This window comes from Bacillus sp. (in: firmicutes) (assembly GCA_012842745.1).
Lineage (GTDB): Bacteria > Bacillota > Bacilli > Bacillales > Bacillaceae_J > Schinkia.
The window spans coordinates 37,688-64,404 of record DUSF01000052.1; the positions used below are offsets into that span (position 1 = coordinate 37,688).

22 protein-coding genes and 2 pseudogenes are annotated in these 26,717 nt (G+C 35.3%); 4 read left to right on the top strand and 20 right to left on the bottom strand.

Features of this window, described 5'->3' with window-relative positions; all coding sequences use genetic code 11:
- Window positions 1-155: 155 nt before the first annotated feature.
- A complete protein-coding gene (locus tag GX497_14015) occupies window positions 156-995 on the bottom strand; it encodes a copper amine oxidase N-terminal domain-containing protein (GenBank protein HHY74311.1) in 840 nt (279 codons plus the stop codon).
- A 197-nt stretch (window positions 996-1,192) separates the two neighbouring features.
- Between GX497_14015 and GX497_14020 the strand changes: the two genes are divergently transcribed.
- Window positions 1,193-1,855, top strand: coding sequence for a DUF975 family protein (locus tag GX497_14020; protein HHY74312.1), 663 nt, complete (start codon window positions 1,193-1,195; stop codon window positions 1,853-1,855).
- A 308-nt stretch (window positions 1,856-2,163) separates the two neighbouring features.
- Here the strand turns inward: GX497_14020 and GX497_14025 are convergent.
- The 4 genes and pseudogenes from GX497_14025 to GX497_14040 all read right to left on the bottom strand — a co-directional run bounded on the left by GX497_14025 (window position 2,164) and on the right by GX497_14040 (window position 6,789).
- Window positions 2,164-2,397 (bottom strand): annotated as a pseudogene (locus GX497_14025) (pentapeptide repeat-containing protein).
- Between the two features lie 246 nt (window positions 2,398-2,643).
- The gene (locus GX497_14030) at window positions 2,644-3,093 is read right to left on the bottom strand and encodes a hypothetical protein (protein ID HHY74313.1); all 450 of its coding nucleotides are present in this window, start codon (window positions 3,091-3,093) and stop codon (window positions 2,644-2,646) included.
- Window positions 3,094-3,620: 527 nt separating this feature from the next.
- Window positions 3,621-4,862 carry a translocation protein TolB gene (locus tag GX497_14035; GenBank protein HHY74314.1) on the bottom strand — a complete coding sequence of 414 codons (1,242 nt, stop codon included), beginning with the start codon at window positions 4,860-4,862 and terminating at the stop codon, window positions 3,621-3,623.
- 22 nt (window positions 4,863-4,884) lie between these two features.
- The gene (locus GX497_14040; protein HHY74315.1) at window positions 4,885-6,789 is read right to left on the bottom strand and encodes a squalene--hopene cyclase; all 1,905 of its coding nucleotides are present in this window, start codon (window positions 6,787-6,789) and stop codon (window positions 4,885-4,887) included.
- Window positions 6,790-6,871: 82 nt separating this feature from the next.
- Here GX497_14040 and GX497_14045 point away from each other — a divergent pair, with 82 nt between their 5' ends.
- The gene (locus GX497_14045) at window positions 6,872-8,014 is read left to right on the top strand and encodes a DUF2515 domain-containing protein (GenBank protein HHY74316.1); all 1,143 of its coding nucleotides are present in this window, start codon (window positions 6,872-6,874) and stop codon (window positions 8,012-8,014) included.
- Window positions 8,015-8,039: 25 nt separating this feature from the next.
- The gene (locus GX497_14050) at window positions 8,040-8,390 is read left to right on the top strand and encodes a hypothetical protein (GenBank protein HHY74317.1); all 351 of its coding nucleotides are present in this window, start codon (window positions 8,040-8,042) and stop codon (window positions 8,388-8,390) included.
- 20 nt (window positions 8,391-8,410) lie between these two features.
- Here the strand turns inward: GX497_14050 and GX497_14055 are convergent, their stop codons facing one another.
- The 4 genes from GX497_14055 to GX497_14070 all read right to left on the bottom strand — a co-directional run bounded on the left by GX497_14055 (window position 8,411) and on the right by GX497_14070 (window position 14,093).
- Window positions 8,411-9,988, bottom strand: coding sequence for a response regulator (locus GX497_14055; GenBank protein HHY74318.1), 1,578 nt, complete (start codon window positions 9,986-9,988; stop codon window positions 8,411-8,413).
- Between the two features lie 34 nt (window positions 9,989-10,022).
- On the bottom strand, window positions 10,023-10,895 hold the full coding sequence (locus GX497_14060; GenBank protein ID HHY74319.1) for a protein-glutamate O-methyltransferase CheR: 873 nt from the start codon (window positions 10,893-10,895) through the stop codon (window positions 10,023-10,025).
- A gap of 3 nt (window positions 10,896-10,898) precedes the next feature.
- Window positions 10,899-13,646 (bottom strand): response regulator, encoded by a 2,748-nt coding sequence (locus GX497_14065; GenBank protein HHY74320.1) that lies wholly within the window; start codon window positions 13,644-13,646, stop codon window positions 10,899-10,901.
- Window positions 13,647-13,838: 192 nt separating this feature from the next.
- Complete coding sequence (locus tag GX497_14070; GenBank protein HHY74321.1) at window positions 13,839-14,093, bottom strand: hypothetical protein; 255 nt, start codon at window positions 14,091-14,093, stop codon at window positions 13,839-13,841.
- A 210-nt stretch (window positions 14,094-14,303) separates the two neighbouring features.
- Here GX497_14070 and GX497_14075 point away from each other — a divergent pair, with 210 nt between their 5' ends.
- Window positions 14,304-14,453, top strand: coding sequence for a hypothetical protein (locus GX497_14075; protein HHY74322.1), 150 nt, complete (start codon window positions 14,304-14,306; stop codon window positions 14,451-14,453).
- Between the two features lie 96 nt (window positions 14,454-14,549).
- Here GX497_14075 and GX497_14080 read toward each other — a convergent pair whose 3' ends face one another.
- From GX497_14080 to GX497_14130, 11 genes and pseudogenes are all read right to left on the bottom strand, one after another.
- On the bottom strand, window positions 14,550-14,960 hold the full coding sequence (locus tag GX497_14080; GenBank protein ID HHY74323.1) for a hypothetical protein: 411 nt from the start codon (window positions 14,958-14,960) through the stop codon (window positions 14,550-14,552).
- An 80-nt stretch (window positions 14,961-15,040) separates the two neighbouring features.
- Window positions 15,041-16,177, bottom strand: a complete 1,137-nt coding sequence (locus tag GX497_14085) for an endospore germination permease (GenBank protein ID HHY74324.1) — start codon at window positions 16,175-16,177, stop codon at window positions 15,041-15,043.
- 66 nt (window positions 16,178-16,243) lie between these two features.
- Window positions 16,244-16,462 carry a hypothetical protein gene (locus GX497_14090; GenBank protein ID HHY74325.1) on the bottom strand — a complete coding sequence of 73 codons (219 nt, stop codon included), beginning with the start codon at window positions 16,460-16,462 and terminating at the stop codon, window positions 16,244-16,246.
- Between the two features lie 6 nt (window positions 16,463-16,468).
- Window positions 16,469-17,674 carry a Ger(x)C family spore germination protein gene (locus GX497_14095; protein ID HHY74326.1) on the bottom strand — a complete coding sequence of 402 codons (1,206 nt, stop codon included), beginning with the start codon at window positions 17,672-17,674 and terminating at the stop codon, window positions 16,469-16,471.
- A 15-nt stretch (window positions 17,675-17,689) separates the two neighbouring features.
- The gene (locus GX497_14100) at window positions 17,690-19,291 is read right to left on the bottom strand and encodes a spore germination protein (protein HHY74327.1); all 1,602 of its coding nucleotides are present in this window, start codon (window positions 19,289-19,291) and stop codon (window positions 17,690-17,692) included.
- 174 nt (window positions 19,292-19,465) lie between these two features.
- Window positions 19,466-20,827 (bottom strand): adenosylmethionine--8-amino-7-oxononanoate transaminase, encoded by a 1,362-nt coding sequence (bioA, locus tag GX497_14105; protein ID HHY74328.1) that lies wholly within the window; start codon window positions 20,825-20,827, stop codon window positions 19,466-19,468.
- 17 nt (window positions 20,828-20,844) lie between these two features.
- Complete coding sequence (gene bioD, locus GX497_14110; GenBank protein HHY74329.1) at window positions 20,845-21,573, bottom strand: dethiobiotin synthase; 729 nt, start codon at window positions 21,571-21,573, stop codon at window positions 20,845-20,847.
- Window positions 21,566-22,549 carry a biotin synthase BioB gene (gene bioB / locus GX497_14115; GenBank protein HHY74330.1) on the bottom strand — a complete coding sequence of 328 codons (984 nt, stop codon included), beginning with the start codon at window positions 22,547-22,549 and terminating at the stop codon, window positions 21,566-21,568. Before bioB ends, bioD begins: the two co-directional genes overlap by 8 nt.
- A 230-nt stretch (window positions 22,550-22,779) precedes the next feature.
- Window positions 22,780-23,973 (bottom strand): S-layer homology domain-containing protein, encoded by a 1,194-nt coding sequence (locus tag GX497_14120; protein HHY74331.1) that lies wholly within the window; start codon window positions 23,971-23,973, stop codon window positions 22,780-22,782.
- Between the two features lie 135 nt (window positions 23,974-24,108).
- Window positions 24,109-24,525: a type II secretion system F family protein gene (locus tag GX497_14125; protein HHY74332.1), complete on the bottom strand. Its 417-nt coding sequence runs from the start codon at window positions 24,523-24,525 to the stop codon at window positions 24,109-24,111.
- 39 nt (window positions 24,526-24,564) lie between these two features.
- Window positions 24,565-26,589: pseudogene (locus GX497_14130) on the bottom strand (Tn3 family transposase).
- Window positions 26,590-26,717: the final 128 nt, after the last annotated feature.

The following is a 26,717-nucleotide window of genomic DNA, read 5'->3' on the forward strand; positions in this document are numbered from 1 at the left end:
CGCATTTTATCTGTTATTTCTCCATCCCCATTAGTCCAAACTCGATATTTTTTATCTTCAATTAGAACCACTAATGAATATTCTGAAAACCATTCGCCTCATTGGCCAAGGCTATTTTAGATTTTTTCAAATTAATCACCTTCAAAAAAACTACTCTATGCAACGGTATTACTAATTATTTTTAGGAAACCGTTCTGATCGGCGCTATCGACTATCTGATTAATAGATTGGCTTGCGGTATCACTAAATAAATACCATTGGTTTTCAGTAGCGTCATAAAGTAAAACCTCCGGGTATCTTTTCAAGAGTTCTTCCGGAAAAGTTTTATTTAAAGTATAAATTTCAAAGCGTTTTATGCTATTCCCTTCAAAATCCAGAAAATCATATTGCCCAACTTTATAATAAGATCCAAGTGTATCCATAGTATACTGCCACGAATAATTTTCTGGGGCTTCTACTTCGCTACCTTTGTTTTCTATGAAAATATTATAAATGTCTTTGTTATATGCATTCCCCTTAATTTGCTGTACTACACCACCCATAGTCATGTGATATTCTTGTTGTAGAGCCTTTACCTTTACGCCATCTATGACCAATGGCTCGGTATCAACAGTTACCGTGGAATTTGTGTAATTTACATCACAGCCAAATGTTTCTGCAAGAAAACGAAGTGGAACGAATATGCGATTATTTTTGATATATGGTTTTACATCAATCAGCACTGTTTTACCGTTTTTCATTGTTTTATTGTTATTAAGTTTTAAAATAATCTGCATATCTTTTTTAGTGAGAGTAATTTCGGAATCCGACCAATTGACTTTGGCTCCAAGATTTTCACTGATAACACGCAAAGGCACCATTGTATGATTATTCCTGATTTCGGGGTCTACATCAGATCTAATAACAACACCATCAACCTTGATTTGAATATTTGCGGCATAAGTAGGTAAAGAAGTACTTATTAGAAAAAATACAAGGAAAATTCCTAAGAAAATCTTTTCCGTTTTTTTACAACTCCTTTTTTAAAAAAGTATCATATCTTTTATTGTAGCAAATTTCTCAATCGGAAATGCCTTTTCTTTAGTGTGTTTATCAAGATAATTTTATTTTCACTATAATTTAACAAATTGTTACATATTTTCCGTTTTTTTAATATATAATGGAATTATTCATGAAAAAAAGGGGGAAACACATGCGTGTATCTGAAATTAAGAAGCTTGCTCGATCATCCCTTAAGGGAAATTGGGGAAGTGCCATTTTATTAACTTTCATTACTTTTATAGTAACCGCTATATTACCAACAATTGTAGTGACTCTATTAAGTGTGGGATTTGAAACTTGGGCAGAAGATGAACCTATAGCGAATTTTGTAAATTTAGTTATGTCTCTTTTAATTATTCCTTTTAGTATTGCAATCTATTGGTTTTATTTAGAACTATATCGTAATGAAAATCCCAGTATTGGACGTACATTTACTGTATATGCAAAAGGAGAACTTTCATTGAGGCTGATTGGTCTTTCAATTCTAATTTCGATTTTTACTTCTTTATGGAGTCTATTATTAATTATTCCCGGTATCATTAAGGTATTAGCCTATTCACAAACATTCTATTTAATGAAAGATAATCCTGATTATGGTCCATTAGAATTAATAACCGAAAGTAGAAAGCGAATGAATGGCTTGAAGTGGAAGCTATTCCTTTTATATTTAAGTTTTATCGGCTGGGGATTTTTGTGCATTCTTACACTTGGAATAGGATTTTTATGGCTTGTTCCTTATATTACGAACAGCCGTGCTGCATTTTATCAAGAACTTATTTATCTTCCTAATGACCCAAAAGAAGGCGACAATTAAGGTTTCTATCTCATCGATTAGAAAAAAATAAAAGATCTTTATTTTAAATGTTCAACTAGACTGTCATCTTCGTATTATAAGGTTAACCAGATAAGAAAATATTTCTGGTTGACCTATTTTTATATCGTTTTATATGAAAATATTACAGAAACACCCATTCAAACTAAGCTTCAAATTCAAGCCATTTTGACGATCACAGTTGTTGAGTAAAGCACCCCCTTTCGTGGAATAAGTTAAAAAATGTTTTTGTTTCCCCAATGGATTGGCTTCTCTAAATAAGTTGGAATTTTAGTATGAATATCTCCAATATAAATAGACTGTGAAACATGCTGACCGGCACCGAAACACTCATAAGAAACACAACCACGAAAGCCTTTCTCCCTCAATTGGTCGTGTATTGCACACAAGTTATTTGAACATAGATTTCGGCAAGGTTTTCCACTGTCTTTGTTAAAAGGAAAATCTGCTGATTTTCCATAAGGTAACGCTACACAACATAATCCGAAGCAATTTTTACAATCTGATTTTAAATCATTAAACATTTGTCAACACTTCCCATAATTTACCTATATTTTATTCAAATCTTTACTAAATAGCGAATAGTTAATTGTTTTCCAACAGTCCAACTTAATCACATCTTCTTCCACAATCCTGTCTCTTTACCTAAATAATCAATAGAGCTATTTCTGCTTAATAGCACCCGTTTTATTTAAGTGAAAATATTCACAAACTATATACTTATTTAATGAATTAATAATAACTAATTAAGCCTTAGTAAGAAAAAATCATTATTTCTCATTACCTGAAAGGTATTCTGTTACATCTTTTGGAACTTTAAAACTAAAATCTAGGTTCTTAGTCTGAAATTTAATATAAGGACTGTCTTTATAAGTAATGATTGTAGCTATTTGTTTGAGTTCCTTTTCATTTATATTATTCTCACCTAATTTGATAGTATCTTGTTGATACATTTTATAAAAATTGCTTTCCGTTGCATTAGAAGGAATATCCTCAACACTCCATTTGTGAGTCTTAAGTCTATTAACAAAGTCATTTATATCGTCTTTATTATCGATGATACTTAAAGCCGATTCTGGATTTTCGACTGAATACATTTCGATTTTTTGGGTCTTCTCAAACCCAAAATTATCTTTTGTATCCTCTTTTTCTTTGCTACATCCTATTAAAATTATTGATAGGCTTAAAATAAAAATAGCTGTTAAATAAACCTTTCTCATATTTACCACTCCCTCAAATCCTAAATGATTACTATTTTACTATTTATGAATACTTTTAACAATCACTAAGTGTTTTATCTGTAGTTTAATGGAGAATTGATTTTTTCTTCTAATTCTTCTACCTGTTTCATAAAGTAATCCATATTTCTACTTACAGTACTATTTATCCCTAAACCTGCTTCGCGGAGTATTTTACGCAACTCTTCAAAATTCTTTTTATCTTCATCGGTTACATCAGCAAAGCTATATAATTTATCATTAGGATATTGATTTAATCTTCGAGTAGCGTCAGGTTATATCAAGGGAAAAATCTTAACGTTGTAAATCCGCATTTTCTTACGCTATACCAAGTAAATGCTTACTTAATTACTACAACTACCTCCAACACTCGATTTCGTTACTGATTTTTGAATTATATAATTCTATATTACGAACGGTTTTTGGGCTTTATCCTACATATTTGATAAAAATAATATCGTTTGATTGTGTTCGTTCTTTTAATTGTTATTCAAACACTCTATTTCTCATTAAGATTGATATAAACTGAAAACCCCATCCCAATTCCAATATTCGTAATACCATGGTCCTACATCAATTTTCTCAATCCAACTTTTTTGTTTCAGATTATTCAAATCCGCAATCAAAACACTTGCTTGTTCTCTATTCGTTCTTATCCATACTAGACTTTTTCCATTATTAATACTAATTGGCTGGAAATCTCCTTCACCCGCAGATGGCGATGTAATTTTACTTTGCTCCTTAGTTTCGAGATTAATATGGTAGATGCTTGGCAACGGCCTCTCGGAAACATCTACCAAGTCGCTTTCAGCTGATCGTGATACGAGAATTTCATTATTAGTGACCCATGTCAAATCCCTATCAACAAATCCTTTTGGTGTGTAAATATTCCCTGAACTATCCGGCATTTTCTTGATTTTCAATTTCTTATTTATTGTCGAAACTCGGTTGCTTCCTTCAATATACGCTAGGAAATTATGACTTGGTGCCCACTGAAACCATTCTTCATAACTTAACATCTCATCAATTTTATGAAAACGACGCCCATCACTAGAAAGAACAGCAATTGTATTGCTATCGGCAGAAAATGATGCTGTCGGAATTAATTGAAAAGCAATCCAATTATGATCAAACGACCATTTAAACTGGCTCGTTCCATAAAAGTATTCATTCTCTCCAACTTTTATTGTGTAAAAATGCTCGGGCTGATACTGATTATTATTGTTAAGTGCTATTTTAGTTAATAAAATGTCTGAAAAAACACCTTCACCTGCTTTAGAAGATGTTAAAAAGCCTATTCCATCAGGTAACCATGAAAAGTTTATAATTCCAGAGGCTATCTGTTGAGGCTTATTTATTGAACTAACATTTATAAGCTTTAAAGCTTGATCGGACTGAAAACCAAGCTTATTTTGATTAGGTGACCACTGAAAATTCGTATTAACATTTGAAAAAACTTTAAAATGTCTTTGCGATTTTAAATGATATAAGCAAAGGTCTCCTTGATATAATGGACCTTCATCTGCTTTGCTTCCCCTAATATAGGCAATCCAATTACCATCAAAAGACCATTTGGGGAATCTTATAAATTCGCCATTTGTAATTCTTATTTCCTTATTGTCAACTTTAATCCAAAGATCATTATTTTTTAGAAATGCTGCTTTCAATTCTTCAGTAGATTCTGCCGAAACAAATAAAAAAGGTTGAATGCTTAAAATCCAAATAGCAATAATTATTATGATTCTTTTCATGTTTGTATTTTTAACCCCTTTTCTAATATTTTTTCTGATAATGAGCCAACGCTAACATTGGGAAAATATAGCGGTAGCTATGATAATGAATATAAAAATTGTCTGCCATTCCTTGGCCTTTTGGATATGCTGTTGTCCAATCTTCTTTATCTAAATTTTTTAATAAAAATTTAATTCCGTCATGAATGGCTTTTGTCGGCTTCTCACTGTCATTTGCCGCAATTAAAGCATCAACTGCCCATGCTGTATGTGTCAATGTGCTGCTTTCTAATGGAGTATACGTATTCTCTGAGTCACTTTTGCAAGATTCACCCCAGCCGCCATCTTTATTTTGAATTTCCTTTAACCAGTTGACAGCTTTTTTGATAGCTGGTTGACTTGGCAAAACTCCAACTGCTCGTAAGCCCGTGATTGCTCCCCATGTCCCATAAATATAGCAAATCCCCCAGCGCCCATACCAAGAGCCATTTTTCTTCTGGCTTTTGTATAGCCTCTCCACCCCAGCTTTTACGGATGGGTGGTTTTTAGAAAGATTTGTGAATGACCCGAGGAATTCCAATGTTCTTCCAGTTAAATCAGCGGCAGGTGGGTCGGCAAGAAGGTATTTCCCTTTTTCAATCGGAAAAAATTGCAGTAGCTTACTATTCGTATTTTTTTCAAAGGCCGGCCAGCCGCCATTTGTATTTTGCATCGATAATACCCAAAGTATTCCGCGCTCCCATGCTTGCCGGACGTTCCAGTCACTATGCACACTCCTAGCAATCGCCCTTAATGAAGCGGTTGTATCGTCAACATCAGGATGAATCGTATTCATGTCGGCAAAGCCCCAGCCACCTGGAAAGACATAAGGATTGTGGACAATCCAATCGCCATACTTGTAATGCTGTCGACATAATAGATAATGGTTTGCTTTTTCCACTATCACATCGGACGGTGACACACCTGCTTCTTGTAAGGCATAGCTTAGTAAAGCGGTGTTCCATACATTTGCAGTCGTATATTGCATATGAGGCTGCCCATTTATTTCGCATTTCATAGACTTTAAACCTTCTACAGCCTTGATGATGATGGGGTCAGATTTTGAATATCCTAGTGATAACAATGCGAAGGTCATTAAGAAGGTGGCACTAAAATAATTGAAAAATGTACCGTCAGGTTCAATGCGAGTAAGCATATATTGTTTCGTCTGCTCGATTGCCAGTTGATGAATATCGTTAGGTAAGCCTACTAGGTTTTTAAGCCCTTGATTTATGACGAAAGATAATGAACGCCATTGTTCAGTATCATACCCTTCAAATAGGTCGTCATCATTGTCATCACTATCATGCCGAACTAATAAATCTGTGATATCAGGTGTTTTTTCAGTTTTTATACTGAATTTTTTATCGGCAAGAATCATCATTGGCGCTAAATTCGCCCGACCAAACTCAGAAAAACTGTAAAAATTAATTGGGGAAGAAAGCGGGAGCAAAATCATTTCAATCGGCATCGGAAAAAACAGCGGCCATTTGTAAGAACCAGTAATCGCTAACATCACTTTCGTGAACATATGTGATTTCTTTATTCCCCCTTTAGCAATGATAAATTGCCTAGCAAGTCTCAACCGTTGGTCCAATTTATTGTAATACCCGGAAAACAGAAGAGCGTAATAGGCTTCTAATGTTGCAGTTACATTGCCTTCAGGCTCATCATAAAAAAGCTTCCACGCTCCATTCTCCTCTTGCCTGCTTAAAATCCGCTCTGTCAATCCTCTTATCAAATTTTCATCATCAATTTCAAGAACCCTTAATAAAATGATCATATAACAGTCTGTGCTTATTCCGATTTCAAACGGATAATTCCATGATCCATCTAGGGATTGATCATGTCTTACTTTTTCAATAAGCTTTTTCAAACCAATTTGAATTTGTTCGTTCAAGCTCCTCATTCCTCCTTATTAATTTTCATTCTAACAAAATACATATTCACCTGAGTACGAGAGAATTCATGTAAGGAGGGAAGTCTTGACAATGTGGAAATTTATTAAAAACTTAACAATCTTTGATTCTCTAACAAATTTAAAGAAAGAATTAAAGAAAAAAACTAGGAAAACAAGCCAAAAGCCTCATCCTCCACTGTTGCCTGAAGAACAAGCTATTGTTCAACAAATTAAAGAGAAGACTAAAATGTTAAATATAAATAACGTAATAAGAACGCAAGCTTATTTAGATTTTTATTTGCGTCATCCTGAAATTCATTGGGCTTTTTTAGGTCATATGGTTTCAAGAAATGGCGGCTGGAATATGACAGATTTAAAAGGCGGAATGCTTCCTAGACTGTTGATGAAAAAAGAGGCTATATCCTTTTTTACTTTTTTAGAACGAGGTAATTGGCTTATTTTTCAAGATGCTTACCCGCAATTTTTGCTTTATGAAGAAAGTTTAAACAAAGGGAAATCTCTTTTTTATCTCTTGGAACACTTCAATGTGTCTTCCTTTATGGAGATTGTTTGGAATCAGTTTTGGAAACAACAAGAAACATATATACTTGCAATCGCCCTCGTTATTAATGAGCAAAGTTATTTGGAAGAGAGAGTGATCAATAATAAGATTTATAAAAAAGAGGTATTCAATACGCTTGAATTTAAACTACAAGATTTCCTTTCAATGAATCACATCTTATTTCCATTTGTAAAAGATGGAGAGATTAAACTTATTGGTCAAACATTGCGTCATTTTGAAAGCCTACATGAACGAATTTTATTAGGAAAACGATTATATGCAATTTTATTTAATGACAAAAACCAATTAAAAATGGTGGAAAATTGGGCTAAGACAACGCCCCATTCCGGGTCAAGAAAAGATTATTGGCCCGATGTATTTAACGATGTTGATGAAGGAGTACCAGGACTCCCATTTAAACCAAGACTAAAAGATTGCAAGATTGTGAAAGGCGCGCCAAAAATATATAGCCCAAAACTTGAAATAGCATGGGCTAATCAAAATCATAAAAGTGCTGAACTTGGAGACTGGTTTCATAATTGGGATGTCGTCGATTATTTAACCGAAACAAAGGAGATAGTAGATGGGGAGATTGAACATGAATATTGTAAAACGCTCGAAAGACTCGAACTTGCCGCAATTACAAAAAAGGCTATTTCCATCTTGGACTAAAGAGCTTCGTCATTTAATTTCAGCAATGCTACTCGCATCACTTTTAGGAACATATCTGGACCTTTTCTTTGTTGGAAAAGGGTTGTACTCATTTCCAATAAGGCCATTGCCTGCCATTTTTTCCATTCATATTGCCTTTACATTAGTAGTTCTTCCTGTTTTTGCAGCAGTGTTTCTTGTCGTCTGCAATAGGTTGAAGTCTTGGAAAAAAGCAGGCCTAATAATTTTACTTAGTCTTATTATAGCTGTAGCCGAAAGCTGGGCTGAATCCAATGGGTTACTTGTCCATCACCAATCATGGGAACATCATTATTCGTTTTTTGGCTATATGATGTTCCTAACGATTATTTATTCGTTTTATGCTTGGTTGAAGTAGAGGAAGGTTCCCATGCTTCCTTAATTCACATTAAATTGTACCGAAAACGTTGTACCTTCCTTACTTGTATTGATACAAATATCAGCATGGTGACGTGATGCAACACTATAACATACAGCTAAACCTAAACCTGTACCTGTATCCTTCGTGGTGAAGAATGGCGTGCCGATTTTTTCCAAAGTTTCACGGTCAATACCACAGCCTTCGTCTGCAATTTCAAGAATAACGCCTTCGTCTGTACAATATGTTTTAATTGTTAACGTTCCACCTTGAGCCATTGCTTCAAGTCCATTAAGGGCTATATTTAAAATCAATTGGCGAATTTCCTTCTCGTCCAAATATAGAGACTGGCAATTATTCAAATCCAGTGTAACACTTTTATTAGACAAAACGGCTTCTGCTTGAATTAATGGGTACAATGCTTTAATGATTTCATTTAAGTTTTGGAGCTTACGGTCAGTAGCTTTATTCTTCGCTAATGTTAAAAACTCTTTAATAATATCATTAGCACGGTTTAATTCTGTTAGCATTAAATCTATATATTCAAGATGGATATCTTGCTTTGATTTGGCCAGTTGTAAAAAACCGCTCACCGTTGTCATTGGATTTCTTACTTCATGAGCAATGCCAGCTGCCATTTCCCCAATTAAATTTAAGCGGTCTAGTCGTGTTAATTCTTTTTCTAGCTGTTCTCTTTCGGTTATATCTGTAATGACACTTATAATACATTGTTCCCCTTCTATTTCAGCCGCTTCCGTTGATAATAGCCCAATTCGTTCATCCCCATTCCGCGTAATATAACGCACTCTTTCATTCCGAATTGAGTTTTCAAGATCGATATTTTTTGGTGCGTCAGGATCATCAGGACAAAGCTGTAGTAAATCCATTTGTTTCCCTATCATTTCCTCATAAAGAAAGCCTGTATAATCCAACCAACTTTCATTTGCATCAATATAACGTCCTTCTTTTTCGGAGCGAATCGCAATTAAACTGGGACTTGAAGCAAAGATTTTTCGGAATCGTTCCTGTGATTTCCGAAGATTTTTATTTGCCAACAATAATTCTTCTGTTTTTTTATAAACTAATTTTTCAAGATTTTGATTATGCTTTACTAACTTTTCTTCCATTTTTTCTAATTTTGCATTGGCAATTTCAAGCTCTAATGAACGTTTTGACAACAACTTTTTTTGCTCTTTAATTTGTTGTTGATATTCATAAAGTTTAACAAAAGCAGCGACTTTACTTTTGAGAATATCTGGATTAAACGGTTTGAAAATATAATCAACAGCCCCAGCTGCATAACCTTGATTAACATGCTCAACCGTTTGACTAATCGCCGTTATAAAAATTATCGGGATATGGCTTGAATTCTCGCGCTCGTGAATGAGCTTAGCGGTCTCAAATCCATTTAATCCCGGCATTTGTACATCTAGTAAAATAACTGCAAAATCTTCTTTTAAAACATATTTTAAAGCTTCCTCCCCACTACCCGCTTTTATTAAATTGTAAAAAGGGGCAGCTAATACAGCCTTTAACGTTAAAAGATTTTCTGGGCGGTCATCGACTAATAAAATATTGATTTGTCTTAGTTTATCCATCAAAATAACTCCTATTAACCTAGTAATCTATATATTACTTGATTTTTTTATAAATTTTCTCAGCAGAATTGACCTCCACATACTTATCCCAGAGGTCTGTATAGGTTATGACCTCTTTATTCCCTAAAGCAAGATATCCATCCAAAGCAAGGCTATCATAAAACAATTTCTGAACACGATTTTGCAAAGTTTGATTAAAATAAATTAACACATTTCTACAAATAATGATATGAAATTCATTAAAAGAATGATCGGTTGCTAAATTATGATGGGCAAAAATAATATTTTCTTTTAAAAATGGATGAAAAGTAACGATATCATTATTTGCATTGTAATACCCTGAAAATTCCTTCGTTCCACCAGCTTGCTGATAATTTCTCGTATACACTTGCATCCGATTAATTGCAAATCGACCTTTTTGGGCTTGTTCTAGGATGTTTTCATTCATATCTGTAGCATAAATCTTCGCTTTCTCGTATAATCCTGCTTCATGGAGCAGGATTGCCATTGAATATACTTCCTCACCTGAAGCACAGCCGGCATGCCAGATTCGGATAAGCGACTGGTTTTTAAAAACGGGCAAAATTTCCGTCCGCAAAAATTTAAAGAACGTTGGATCTCTAAACATTTCCGTCACATTGATAGAAAAATCACTTAATAGCTTTCCTAAAAGCTGTTGATCGCGCAAAACTCTTTCTTGTAGAGACGATACTGTCGTTACCTTCTCAATACCCATCCGATGTAGAATTCTCCGCCTAATCGAAGCATAAGCATAATCTCTAAAATCAAAGCCATAATAACGATAAATTCCTTCAAGCAGTAAGATAATTTCCGTTTTCTCTACTTCATTATTTTCATCTTCGTATGAAGCAAAGCCTTCTAAATGTTGATCCTCAATTTTAACCACCCTCTATCGATATATCCACACACGAATTAAGGACAGCAATTGTTCTATATGGACTGGCTTGCTAATATAATCTGAGGCACCAGCATCAAGACATTTTTCCCGATCGTGTTTCATTGCTTTCGCTGTAAGAGCAATAATTGGCAAGTGTTCAAAGCCTTCTATTTTACGAATAGCTTTAATGGCCTCATACCCGTTCATGACTGGCATCATAATATCCATAAGAACAAGATCGATGTCAGACTGATGTTGCAGAATTTCAAGCGCTTCCTTGCCATTTTCCGCAAATTCAACAACCATCTTATTGGATTCAAGAGCAGATGTAAGTGAAAAAATATTCCGCATATCATCATCAACAAGTAAAACCTTCTTACCAGCTAACAATTCCTTTATATTTCTCAATTCAGGAGATTTTGATTGCTGATTTCCAGTCAATGTAATCACGTTTTCGTCCGCCTTTTTTTCAAGCAAAAATGGTTTCACCATTTCTGTCACGGCAACCTCTTTATTCCTTAGCTCATTATTTAGATGGAATTCATACTCCGGTAAATATAATGTAAAGGTACTGCCTTTACCAATAGTGCTTTCGACTTCGATAAAACCACCTAATAATTGTGCTAATTCCTTGCTTATCGAAAGTCCTAAACCAGTCCCACCAAACTGTCTGCTCGTTGTTCCATCTGCTTGACTAAAGGCTTCAAAAATAATTTTTTGTTTATCCTCCGCTATCCCTATCCCTGTGTCGGCGACAGAAATTGCCACCATTGATTTATGTTCCTTCATGAAAGGATTTTGCCGCTTGCACAGTTTAAACTCAATTGTTACTTTTCCTTCTTGTGTGAATTTAAAGGCATTGGATAATAAATTTTTAAGAATTTGCTTTAACCTTTGATTATCTGTTATAAATACATAGGGAAGATCCTCATCAATGATAACCTCAAAATTAAGATTTTTTTGTTTAGCTAAAGGCATAAATTGGTTTTCAACAAAATATTTAATTTCAGCAAATAAAATTTCCTCCGGTAAAACAGACGTTTTACCAGATTCAATTTTTGACAAATCAAGAATATCATTAATTAAATCTAATAAATCCTTACCCGCCGAATGGATGGTATGGGCATATTCAACTTGTTTTCCCGATAAGTTGTTTTCATTATTATCACCAAGTAATTGTGACAAAATTAACATACTATTGAGTGGTGTACGTAGCTCATGAGACATATTTGCGAGAAACTGAGATTTATATTTTGAGCTTAATTCGACATGACGATTTTTTTCTTCTAAATCAAGTTGAATTTGTTCAAGCTCTTTTGTCTTTTCCTCAGAATTTTTATACTGTTCCTCAAGTTGTTCATTAACCACTCGTAATTCTTCTTGTTGTTGTTGTAGTTCTTCTGATTGGCTTTGTAATTCTTCCGTCAATGTTTGCGACTCTATTAAAAGCTTTTCAATTTTCATATGACCAAGAATACCATGGAGTCTAACCCCAACAGTATTAATAACAAAATCAATGAGTCGTTTATGATGGTTTTCAAATGGTGTAAATGAGCCTAATTCAAAAACAGCGATAACCTTGTTTTCATATGAAATAGGTAGAACATATAAGTATCTCGGGGAACTTTGACCAAGACCTGATTTAATTTTTATATAATCTTCTGGTAACGTATCTAGTAATAGATTTTTATTTTCAAGGGCCGCTTGACCAATTAAACCCTCTCCCAAGCGAAAAACTTTACTTGTTTCATCAACATCATAGTCAGCATATGCTGCAATTTTATGAAACATCTCCTCATTTTCATCTTTTAAATAAAAGGTGCCAACGCTCGCACCAATAATCGGTGTTATTTTTGTAATAAAAAGGCGGGCAAACTCCTGAACATTTTGAATCCCCTGCGACATCGTTGTTAAATCAATAAAATTAGATTTAACCCAATTTTCCAATTGCATTTCTTTCTTTAAATCATGTTCATGTTCCATATGGCTCTCAAGGGAATCAGCCATACCATTATAAGCAACGGCTATTTCACCAATTTCATCATCCGTAATTTTTTCAATTCGAGGAAGCGTATTTGTTTCCAAATCAGCTACACTGGAAATCACTTTATTCACATCATGAATCCGGCCAATAATACTTCTTACAACCGTTACTGTAATTAAAATGACTATAAATAAGCTAATCACAATAAGAAAAACAAAGCTTACAAAAGTAGAATCATACAAACCTTTTGACTTTTCTACGGCTTCATTCACAGCCTCTTCTTCAATAGAAGTAAGCTCTGCCATCAATGATACAAGTCCAATCCGAACATCACGATAATCTTCAATTAAGACCTTTGATGCTTCCCCTTTTTCCCCATTTTTCAAAAGTTCACTTATTTGTTGAAGCCCCTGTCCATACGATTGATTTAACACATCTAGTTTTGTTATTAATGTTTTTTCATTTTCAGTCGCATCGAATTGTTTCAGTAACTTAAGGGCATCCGCTGTTTTTGTTCTTGAAATGCTGATTAATTCCTCTTCTTCCTTTGTAAATCCTTCTTCCTTTTTTAGAATAACGTCTCTAATCATCCGGGCTGTATTATTAATTTCAAATTGGAAAAGAGTTACTAAGCGGACTTTTTCATAATGTACATTGACCATATACTTCATATTTTGCTTTTGCTCTTGAATAATCTGTAATCCATAAGTAGCAATGATAATCATAACCACAAGGACAGAACCAAAACCAAGATATAACTTTCTTTTAAAATTCATTTAAAAATCATCCTATTTTTATAATTATTCAGGCAATATACTACTACATTCTGCCAATGAATTCCACTTTTTTTATGTTATTTCATTTAAAATAGTTCAAATTTCCTCAATATTTTTAAAAATAAAATGAAAAAACCGAACAATAAAGGTTATTGTTCAGCTTTTTCATTTTATACATAAATTTTATAGTTCTTACCACCAAGGGTGACGTCTTCTCATTTGTGGCTGCTCCGTCTCCGCTACATTTTCCTCATGCTGGTGTTCCATTTGCTCATGAGCCTCGCTAGCTCCGGCAGCTCCTGCTACACCTGCTGCACCCGCTACAGCAGCGCCATCATGTCTTTTATGGCGCCTTTTTTCATTCCCTTCAATAACAATAACCTCATCGGCATTAATAATAACACGTTCAGCATTAATAATATGTTGCCTTCTTTTATTTTCAGACAATTACTATCACTCCTTATCGTTTTAATTTACAATATGTTGGGTTTTAATTTATGATTGGTTATTTGCTCTAGGATTTTCGCCTATTTTCACAAACAACTATATATTCCACTTGCAAAACTTCTACAGATGCGACAAAACTAGTCAAAGGAATCGACAAGACAACCCCAGAATAGTATTAGTATGAATTTATTTTAAAAAGGGGATGTAAAGATGAGATCAACTAGACGAACTGAGTGGAAAATTCATTGGAAAAAGTACAAGCACTTATATAAAGGAAATCGGATGGAACGGAGAAACAAATGGCGTTGTAAATGGGATGACAAGTATATTTTAGATTCTGCACAAAAAGTCGGAGGATAGCACCGGCAAATGCAACGTTTCATTCATAAAAACAAGCCAAAATACGGTCCCATTTTTAAGGATATCATATTTTGGCTTGGTGTGTATTTCATGCTGTTATTTACTTTCTTCTAAATACTTCTCCATATCAGAAATATTGTCATGATGCTTATTTTTCATTTCAATTAAAAAAGTACGTGTTTCCTCGTGAATATCGTAAGTCAATGCATCATCAATTTTTCGCGCTACCCAACCTTGACCTTTATTTAAAAGGTTTAATTTTTCCTCAAGTGTCTCCTTGCTCATCACTTTTTCAGTAAAGTCACCTGTTGCTTTACTTGGCACACCGCCTTCACGAACAATAGATTCATGTAACCCTGCGCAGCTCCATGCTTCGTCAGCCATTACATGCTTAAATTTACCCTTTAATTGTTCAGAACTGTAGTTTTTTAATAAATAATCCATCGTTTTCACTCCTGCTCGCTCTGCTTCAAGTAGTGAATTTAAAAGATTAATCAATTCTCCCATTTTCCCCACGCCTTTCGAAGTTTTTTACAATAATACCATAACATAGCTACTATTTTAGAATTGTGACTTTTTTCACTCCATTAACAGTTTTTTTGTCCACCCTTCCCTTTACTTTGCTTACTGCTAGTAAAGCCGCTTTTTATTTTATCAATACATAAAGTTAATAGTGGTATGAAAAATCCCATAATCATTGAATAAGGGACCCAATATTTGCTATCCCAATAAGTCATATAGGTAACATTTGGATATATAAAAGTTGAAAAAACAATCGTAAGGAGGCCAAAAGGCAATATAAGAAAACGATAATCTTTAACTGCTACTATGTCCGCTAATCCAATCACAGAACCGTAGAAATAAACGGCTGTTTTAAAAAAGATTGAGAGAACCCACATACTAGCCATAACCGCTTCAATTCTTTCAACAATATCAAAAACACTGACCGTTTTAGCAAGAACGTAGCCTGGAAACATTTGCCGAGTTGTAGCTGGTGCGCCTAGCACTAAAATGCACAAAAGGACTAAAATCGCAGCTACTACACAACCAAATAAAGAAGCAATGATAAAATTCCACTTCGTTTTGTCAGGTCGATTGATGTTGCCAGGATAAAACATAAGAAATATTACTAAAGGGAAACCAGCAAATGCTAAAAAATTTAATATTGCCGACATATGATCACGAAAACTCGCTACATATAAAGGACTTAATCTATCGATTTCGATTTGAGGAATTAACAAAATAACTAAAGCAAAGAACATAAACATAAACCATGGAATCAGAAGCTCCCCTGTTTTTGCCAATACTTCAAGCCCTCCCCGCACAACTAAAATCACGAGTAAGGCAAGCATAACATTGAGTACTTCTAAAGGGGTATCAACTAGCATATGAGTAGTGACAAAGTTACTAAATTGATAAAGGAGGCTACATGCACCTATAAAGCCAAAATAAACATAGGAGAAGCTAAGCATTTTTCCGATTATTTTTCCGTAAACTCTTTCTAGGTATTGGGTATATGTCTCTCTTTTCATTGCTTTGCCACAAATAACATAAAAAAAAGCTAAAAGCCCACATAAAATCACACTTATAAGGGAGGATAGCCATGCATCTTGATGAGCTTTAGCTGTCATCACAGATGGAGTGGCTAGAATGGTTGTCCCAATTGTAAAAAGTATAACTAAAACGCTTAACTCTAGAGGGCTAATCCTTCCTTTTTCTAACAAATCAATCCTCCTCCTTTTATGTAGGCCATGCTGCCAGTATCGGACTTCCTATATTGATATATAGAATTAGTTTCCTTTTAGGAATGGTTGTAAGGTTACCGTGATTAAATCGATGGGACTCGGAAACGGCAAGTTATTCAGTTTAAGAACGGTAACACCTGTAACAAATAACATTACTATTGAAAAAATCCAAATTTCCCGAATCATTTTTTCCTTTTTTAGCTGTGGAATTTGAAAATAAGCAATGATTATATAAACAAGGATAACGCCAATACTTTTGAACATGTAGGATTACTCCTTTTTTAAATCATTATGAAATGGATTCGTAATCGTCCCGATACGGCGGATTTTTATATGAACGTCAACATTGACAGGAATAGTAGGGAACATATCAATCCATTGTTTTTTGACTTTTTCCCATACTTTCGGATTCGTTTTGTGGATCCGTTCTCCAAACCCCAAAATATCACTTTGAAAATCTTTCTGCGCTCTTTCAACGGTAGCCATGATTTTCTTTTCTATATCTTTATTTACTTTGGATTCAATTTCACCGATTACACTTGAATCCATAAGATCTAGTTTCGTATTAACATCTCCGACATTGCCCTCCCCGCTTACCTTTACTTCAATCATAATGGTACCATTGTTAATATGAGGAATAATCTCTGTTTTAGTGCGAACTAATTCAACGCCGACTTTGCCACCATTCATATTTATAACATTAACGGTGCTTTTCACATTATCTTTAATATATTTAAAGCCTTTGCTTTCCTCTTTGTTTAGCCATCCAACCAATTTATTTTTATGAAATGCAGCGATGCCTTGATAATTATAAGTGGCAAGTGGGGAAATAGACTCCAAATTTTTTATTGTGCTCCCACCCTTTTGGTCTCCTTTAATTGTAACGCCAGTTAAAGTGGGCTGAGTCCCTTCACTTATAATGTCATCCATTAATTCCGTTAGTGTTATCTTTTCAGTGGCTGCCCACACTTCAGCAGATTTTTCAAGACTGAAAAATAATTTATTGGCTGGAATTTTCTCAATAGCCGTTAGAATTTTAATTGTATCTTCGGCTGTTCGTTCTTTTGCCACTATAATATAGAAATCCGTTCGTAGTTCATGGTATCTAGATAAAAAGTCGAGAGCATCGTAAATCCCCTCTTTCGCTACCTCTTCACCAATTACAATGATCCGTAGTTGTGAGAGATACAGTAATCTAGGTACCTCTGTAGATAATTTTCGAAGCGCTTCAAATAATGTTTCCCCTTTTCTCGTATAAGTTGTAATCGGTGTATCGTAGCCGCCTGCTGTTTGTGAAGTAGCGGTTTCTCCAGGATTTACAATTTGCACTGAAACCACAAATTCTTCCTTTTCATTTTTATCAATCCCTAGCGCTACAGCAATGGCCAAATCGGAAAGTTCATGCCTACTCCAGCAACCTGTTAAAGTAAAGAGCAGGAAAAAGACCATTATCATCATCATTCGTTCTTTTTTCATTACATTTCACTCTTTTCAAGTTTCTGGTTTAGGTGTTGGGTTATTCTGTTCTCTAATAATATTCGTTTGACTAATTAAACGCGGCCTTGAAAACATGCCCCACCATGGGATGCGAAAAAATACATCCTTCTGATCTTGTAAAATAAACGGTGCTGCCGGGGTCGTATAAGGGACGCCGAAAGACCGTAGTGTACTTAGATGAATACATAGTAAAATAAGGCCAAACATAATCCCGATTAAACCAAAAGCAGCAGCAAGTGACATCATTCCAAACCGCAACATTCGAACGGTCGTTGCTAAATTGATAGATGGAAAACAAAAGTTGGCAATCGCTGTTAAAGAAACGACAATGACCATTGCCGCTGAAACAAGTCCTGCTTGTACAGCAGCTTGCCCTAATACTAATGCTCCAACGATGCTCATCGCTTGTCCTACCGCCCGCGGCATCCTTACGCCTGCTTCGCGCAATATTTCAAAGGCGATTTCCATCATCAATGCTTCCATGAAAGCCGGAAAAGGTACCCCTTCCCGTTGTGCCGCCAAGCCAATCAATAAAGTAGCCGGAAGCATTTCCTGGTGGTAAGTCAAAACAGCAATATAAAGGGAAGGCGCAATTAATGCTAGGAAAAAGCAAAAAAAACGTAATAATCGCAGTAATGTCGCTATATCTGCACGCACATAATAATCTTCACTTGCTTGGAAAAACTCAACAACTAAACTTGGGACAACCATTACAAATGGCGTCCCATCCACAAGTATCGCTACCCGCCCTTCTAGCAGTTTTCCAGCAACTGCATCTGGACGTTCAGTATTGAAAATAGTTGGAAAGGGCGTAAAGGTTTCGTCTTGAATAAGCTCTTCAATATAGCCACTCTCTAAAATAGCATCAATGTTAATACGGTCTAATCGTTGATGAACCTCTTTTACAACATCTTCATTGGCGATTCCTTTAATATAGGCCACAATCACTTTTGTTTTTGAAACTCTACCAATTTCCTTCTCTTCCAACCAAAGGTTAGCGCTTTTAATTCTTCTTCTTAATAAAGCTGTATTGACTCCTAAAGTTTCTGTAAATCCATCTCTTGGGCCTTTAATTAAGGTAGCAGATTGCGGCTCTTCAATGCTGCGCTTTTCAAAACTCGGAATGCTAACAGTTATTGCCTGTGCTTCATTTTCAACCAATATGGCAGCATAACCAGATAGAACATTTGTCATTAATGTATTGTAGTCAGTAACGTCAGTAATTCCACCAACAGTGACTGCTTTTTCTTTTAAGGCATCAACTAGTGAACTCTTACTTTGGTGTTGGCCTTGGATATCATTTGGCTTTACTTTATAAAGCATTGAATCGATTAATTGTTGGAGGGATAATGTATCAATTAAATTATCAGTATAGATGATACAAATATCGATTCTGTTTTCCTGGCCAATTTTAATGTTACGGATTACAATATCTGCGCTATTTCCAACCATATTTTGAATATATTGAATATTATCTTGTAGTGATGAAGTAAGTAATTGGTTTTCCTCGCTGGAAGAGTTTGCGGAACTTCCAACTTTGTTTTTTGTTTTTCGGAAAATGTTATTCAAAGTTCGTTTTATTAAACTTCCCGCCATGACAATCATCACCCCATTTCACGTTTTATTCTTAGCATTTTTTCACATTTTATGTAAAGAAAGTAAAAGTAGGCTGAAGATTTATGTTTCTTTTCCGCTTACATCCAAATAAAAAAAAGCTGACAATTCCTTAATAATAAGGAATTGTCAGCTTTTTTATGGTGGCTACCTGTTTTATCCGTTTAAACCTATTCGTGCAAAATATTCTGCGATACTTGCAAAGCACGTATCGACCATAAAATTAATTTCTTCCGCATTAATGACATAGGGTGGAATGAAATAAAGAATATTTCCGAGCGGTCTTAAGAGAAGCCCTTTTGAAAGTGCAATTTTATATATTTCATAGCCAACTCTCATTTCGGAAGGGAAACTTTCTTTTGTATGTTTATTTTTTACAAGTTCAATCGCGGTAATCATCCCGATACTTCTTACGTCACCTACATATTTCGAGGATTTTGCCTTTTCAAGTGTTAGGGTGCGGATTCGTTCCCCTTTCCACTTATTATTTTCTATAATGTGGTCTTCTTCAAATATTTTTAGGCTTTCCACAGCAATCGCGCAGGCCATCGCATTCCCTGAGTATGTGTGGCTATGCAAAAATGCTTTTTGCTCTTCGTACTCACCATAAAAGCATTGGTAGACATCATTTGTTGTTAGGACAACGGACATCGGCATATACCCTGCTGTAATTCCTTTTGAAAGACACATAAAATCAGGACTTATACCAGCATGGTTACTAGCAAACATTTCCCCTGTTCTGCCAAAGCCGACGGCAATTTCATCGACAATTAAATGGATGTCATATTGATCACAAAGCTCACGTAGCCTCTTCAGATAAAGTGGCGAATAAATTTTCATACCTGCTGCTCCTTGAACAATTGGCTCAATAATGACCGCACTAATTTCCTCATGATTTTGCGCGATACACTTCTCCATGCTTTCAAAGCACTCCGCTTGACAGCTTTCACGTTCTAAGCTAAATGGGCAGCGATAGCAATCCGGTCCTTCTACTCTTATTGTATCTAAAAGAAGTGGTTTATAAATTTTATTGTACTCATCTAAATCACAGACAGACAAAGCCCCCAATGTTTCACCGTGATAAGCATCGCTCAAAGCTACAAATCTTCGTTTTTTTGTCTCTCCTTTTAGACTGTGATAATGAAAGCTCATCTTTAAAGCGACTTCCACGGCTGCTGAGCCATTATCCGAGAAAAACACTTTATTAAGTGTGCTTGGTGTAATTTGGACTAGTTTTTCCGCTAATTCAATTGCTGGCATATTGGAGAAGTTAGCAAAAATAACATGTTCAATCCGATCCACTTGTTTTTTTATTGCTTCATTAATTCGCTTATTACTATGTCCAAGCGTATTCGCCCACCATGATGAGATGCAATCTAAATATTTATTGCCTAGGGTATCATAGAGCCACACTCCATCACCTTTTTCAATGACAATAGGGGGCAGTTCTTCATAATCTTTCATTTGCGAACATGGATGCCAAATATATTGTAAATCTTTTTCGATATATTGATACAAATCTTACACCCCCTTTTTCAAATTGAATCAAGACAGTTTAAAATTTCCTCAACGGAAAAATCCAGTTCCGCTTTTATTTTAATTGCCTCTATGAAATTATGATCTTGGTTTTCTATCTTTTTTAGTTTAGCGATAATTGGCACTTTCGTAAGCTTTTCAATCATCATTGCATTGTCTTCACAAAGTTGATTTTCTTCATAGAAGTTAAGGATAATCCCTTTAACCGTAATTCCAGCCGTCTCAAGGAATCTCACTGTCAGCACGGTATGATTGATTGTTCCAAGTGTCGCTCTCGCAACAAGCAATACGTTCATATTTAATTCTTTTATGAGATTTGCAAGAGTATAAACCCCTTCGTCATCATCAATCAATGGACAAATAATGCCGCCGCTGCCTTCTGCGATGATATAATCATATCGGGTCTTTAAATCAGCAAACTTTTCAAAAATAACATCCTTTTGAATCGGCTTATTTTCTATTTTGGCGGCAAGATGTGGAGATACAGCTGTTTTGTAGACATATGGTGTCATATTTTCATATGCTTCATTCAAATCACTAACCGTACTTACGAGTTCTGTATCACCTGGAATCAGTTCACCGCCTCCAGCCTCTACGGCTCCACTTAACGCTGCTTTGAAATAAATAGCGTTATGGCCGGTCTTTCTTAAAACATGCATCAGTCCAGCTGTAACAATTGTTTTGCCGACATCTGTGTCCGTTCCAATAATAAAAACACCTTTAGGCATCCTTTCGAACCTCTAAATTTAAATCGCTAATCATTTTTTTATCATCACAAATTTTATTACCTGATGTTGTTAAGTAATTGCCAGTAATGGTAGCGTTCGCACCTGCTAGGAAGCAATTTTTTCCAGATTCATCAATTAAATTACGGCCCCCACCAAGTCTTATTAGACTAGTAGGATTGACAAATCTAAAAATCGCAATTGTTTTCAAGATTTCATCTTGAGTTAACTTTTCGACATTTTCTAGCGGTGTTCCGCTAATTGGATTTAAGACATTAATTGGAATCGATTGAACGCCTAGTTCACGCAATTGAAAAGCAAGCTTGATTCGGTCCTCCATGCTCTCGCCCATGCCAATAATTCCACCTGAACAAATACCTAATCCTGCTTCCCTTGCAGCGTCAATCGTAGCAATCCGTTCATCATAACTATGGGTTGTGACAATATTTCCATAATATTCTCTACTAGTTTCCAAGTTATGGTGATACATTGTGATTCCTTTTTCACGCAGTTGTTTTAGTTGATCATAGTCCTGTATTCCTAATGAAGCACATAATTCGATGTTTACTTCTTTATTTAGCTCATCATATATATGCAAAACTTTCTCGAAATCGCGGCCTTTAAGGCCTCTTCCGCTTGTAACTAAAGAAAAGCGATTGACACCTTCACTCTCATTTTCTCTCGCAAGCTTTAAAGCATCTTCGGCGGAAACGACATCATATGCCTCAACAGCCGTTTTGAAATGAGCGGATTGGGCGCAAAATTTGCAATCCTCTGAACAACGTCCTGATTTCGCATTCATAATCGTACAAAGGTCGACTTCATTCCCACAAAACAGTTCACGAATATAGTTTGCGCTGTTGTAAAGCCCTTTTAGATCCTCTTCCCCTGTGATTTCAGCCAATTGAAGCGTTTCTTCAAATGTTACTGCTTCTCCGTTAACGACTTTGCCCTCTAGTTTTTTTATAAAATCTCTCATTACATTCACTCCTCCCTCATTATGTAAAGCGATATACCCATTTTTATAGCTGATCCAAGTTTGATAGGGATGCACCCTCTCAAATTTTTCCACCTTCATATGATACCGGAAATTTTTATTAATGTAAACCGAAAATTTAAAGTAGTTAACATATTTTCCAAAAAAATATCCGCCGTTAGTGCTGCGAACACTTTGGCGGACATACGATTCGTTAATTCCAATTTTAGTTTTCAATTAATTAAAATTTCAGCAATTGCTGCTGATGAATCTAAATTGAATGAGATAGTTTGGTCAACTTTTAGATTGGCAATCTCTCCTTTTGCACCTGACATTGTTGTGATTTTTACATTATTATTGATATAGAACGGGATGTTTATAACGTCAATTTTTATCCAAACTATATTGTTTTCTACCTTCGTAATGACACCTTTATAAGAATAGTCTTTTTCCTTTTCTACAACGGATTTTGCATTCATATAGATGATGTCACCATACTTATCAATCGTAAACTCAACATTCAAATTGGTAGTTAGTTTGGAAAAAGTTGATGCCTTGCCGTCTACAAATATTTTTGCATCCTCATCAACAACGTATTTCTTACTCACGTATTTCCATTCTCCACTAACTTTTACCCTTTGCCTAATTGTTATCTCAGAATCTCTTATATTAATTGCTTCAATCGTGCCTTTCCCGGATTGATTATAGTAATCCCCTAGCTCCTCTTTATAGTCTAATAAACGGTTAATAAACACAGCCATTTCAGCACGTGTCACCGGTTTATTCGGCTGGAATGTTTGGTCGCTAAACCCACTGATAAGCTTCGTTAAGGTAGCAAATGCTAAATTAGCTTTTTCTTCCTTACTTAAGTTATCAACATCTTTAAATGAAAGTGTTGCATCTTTCCAACTATTAATATCAGTACCAATAAATTTGACTAATAAATTTGTAATAAATAAGCGTGTTGCCGGCTTATTTGGTTGGAATTTTTTTGTGCTTTCAAGTAAGTTCTCTTCGATTGCAATGGCAACGGTTTTTCTTGCGGAACTAGGAATATCTTGTAAATTTTTATTATTCAATGATGGATTACGTTCTTTATCATCCATTTCTAAAACCTTAACAAGAGCGGAAATGGCTTCCAATTGTGTCACTGGTTTGTTCGGCTGATATGTAAAATCATCGAGCCCGGACATTAACCCAAGTGAATACGTTTTATAAATGTCTTGGTGGGCCCAATGCTTTTCAACATCATGGAGCTCAAACTTTTTCTTAGCATTCCCCTTTAATTTTTGTTCTATTTTTTCCCGATTGTCATTGCCCTTTCCCTTGCCATTGTCTGATTTTGCATAAGCTCCATTTGGAATAAGCGAAAAAGCCAAGCTCGATGCGACAACGATAGGAAATGATTTCTTTACCCATTTTTTCATTTATAAATTCCCCCTCAACTATTGCAAATAAAATCCTTTATATACAAAATTCGTACCCGTTTCCTGCTTATGGGGGTATTGAGGGTGCTTTCATTGCTTTTTCTTTTGCTGTAAAGCGGTACTTTTCACGAATCCTCATCGTCTGGGTTCCAATACTTTACTCATCCCCATCCCCATTTGGTCCGCTTGGATAATGGAGTTTAGGACACTTTTTAAAAACTCAGATGGAACGCGGTTTGTTATTTCAACAAATGCCTCTTTTCTAGATTTGCCTAATTTCATATCCTCAAGCGCATATAAAAATTCACTTGACAAAGGCGATTCAATTTGGTTACATACTTTTTTTAAAGCGCCATCCAACCCAAGCCCGGCCTCAATCGAAACATTTAACATGTCAAAAAAATCAGGCATAGTCTTTTCAATTTGCTGAACGCGCTGTTTGATTTTGGCTGATAAATAATATTGTAGGTAAGAATAAGTAAAAACGGCACTAAAGGCAGATAACACAATGACTTTTCCTTTTTCATCTGCATTTGGAGTAAATGTGATCACAAATAATAGGGGGCCTGCCGACAAAACGCATTTACAACGCTAAGACAGTTTTAGTGGTCTAAGAGAATCTAATGAAACCATTTTTTCAGAATTAAAACGGTACTCACCTAGTAAATTGATATGCTCCCAGCCTAAAGGAGACATATGATGTAATAAGTCTTCATTAAAATTATCTAAACTTTTTTGATATTCAACTGCTTTTGTTAAATGAAGGGTATTCCAGACACTAATGGCATTGATAATTATGTTTAAAGCACTAGCTCTTTGCAGTTGATGCTGTATGGTTCGTTCCCTAAGCTCTCCTTGTTTTCCGAAAAAAATAGCTCTTGCTAGTCCATTCATGGCTTCTCCTTTATTCAATCCTTTTTGTATTTTTCTTCTTAATGATTCATCCGAAATATAATTCAAAATAAAGATGGTTTTTTCTATTCGGCCCATCTCACGTAAAGCTGTAGCCAAGCTGTTTTGTCTTGAATAAGAGCCTAATTTTCCCATAATCAAGGATGCTGAAACTGTTCCTTCCCTTATAGAATGAGCTAATCGTAAAACATCCTCATAATTTTCTTTAATAATTTTTGTATTTATTTGTCCGCGTAAAATAGCTTCTAATTTTGGATACTCACTTGCTTTATCGATTGTAAATAATTTTGAGTCCGATAAATCTCTTATTCTTGGAGCAAATTTAAATCCTAATAAATGGGTTAATCCGAAAATTTGGTCTGTGTAACCAGCTGTGTCTGTATAATGCTCTTCTATGTTTAGATCCGCCTCATGGTGTAACAAACCATCCAAAACATGAATTGCATCCCTTGAATTAGTATGAATAATCTTTGTGTAGTAAGAAGAGAATTGATCACTCGTAAATCTATAGATGGTGGCTCCTTTTCCAGTTCCGTAATGAGGGTTTGCATCTGCATGTAGTGATGAAACACCTAGTTGCATTCTCATTCCATCTGATGAAGATGTTGTACCGTCTCCCCAATAAGAAGATAATTGTAATTTGTGATGAAAATTTACTAATACGGCTTGGGCTTTATTCATGGCATCTTCATACATGCGCCATTGAGATACATTGGCTAGTTGCTTATATGTAAGTCCGGGTGTTGCTTCAGCCATTTTGCTCAAACCAATATTCATTCCCATTCCTAAAAGGGCAGCCATAATAATAGTCGTTTCTTCTTTATCCGGTTTTCGATTATTTGAAGCATGAGTAAATTGCTCATGAAACCCTGTGATATAAGCAACATCCATGAGTAAATCGGTTAATTTTATTCTTGGAAGCATCTGATAAAGGCTTGCACTAAATTTCTTTGCTTCTTCTGGAAACCCTTTTTCTAGGCGTGAAATTGATAGCTTTCCTTTTTCAAGAGAAACTCCATCTAACTTGTTAGAATTGGCAGCTAACCACTTTAACCTTTCATTAAGGCTACTGGTTCTCTCTGTCATATAATCTTCGAATGATATACTAACTGATAACCTTGTATTACTCTTTGTTTGATTCCATGTATCCTCTGAAAACAAATATTCCTCAAAATCTCTATATTGTTTACTGCCTACAATGGAAACATCTCCTGCTCTAACATGTTCCCGAAGTTCTGTTAAAGCAGCCATTTCATAGTAATGACGATTGATTGTTGTACCATCATCCTCGTATAAATGCTTTTTCCAACGCTTTGAGATAAAGTCCACAGGTGAGTCATCAGGTACTTTTCGTTTTCCAGATTCGTTCATTCCTCGGATAATCTCTACAGCTTGTAAAAGTGGCTCATTGGCCTTCGTAGAATGAAATTTCAATACCCTTAATAGCGTTGGCGTATATTTTCTGAGTGAATAAAATCGTCTTTGCAGTAAGTCTAAATAATCATAGTCGGCAGGACGTGCAAGCTCCTGGGCCTCTTCTACTGAAGAGACAAAGGTATTCCATTCAATAACGGATTCTAAAACCTTAAAAACGTCTAATTTTTCCTCTTTTGCTTTAATTAATGCTTGTCCGATGTTCGTAAAGTGTATAACTTTCTCATTTAGCTTTTTACCGTTTTGTTTCTGGATTTCTTCTTGTGCCTTACTGTCCGCTGCCATTTTCAATGGCAGTGTTTTTTGTTGTTTTAGGAAAATTTTATGTCGGTACTTTTGGAGGGAATTATGCGACAATGTATAAATGTAAATCATTCCCTTGCGGGAGGAGGACAAAA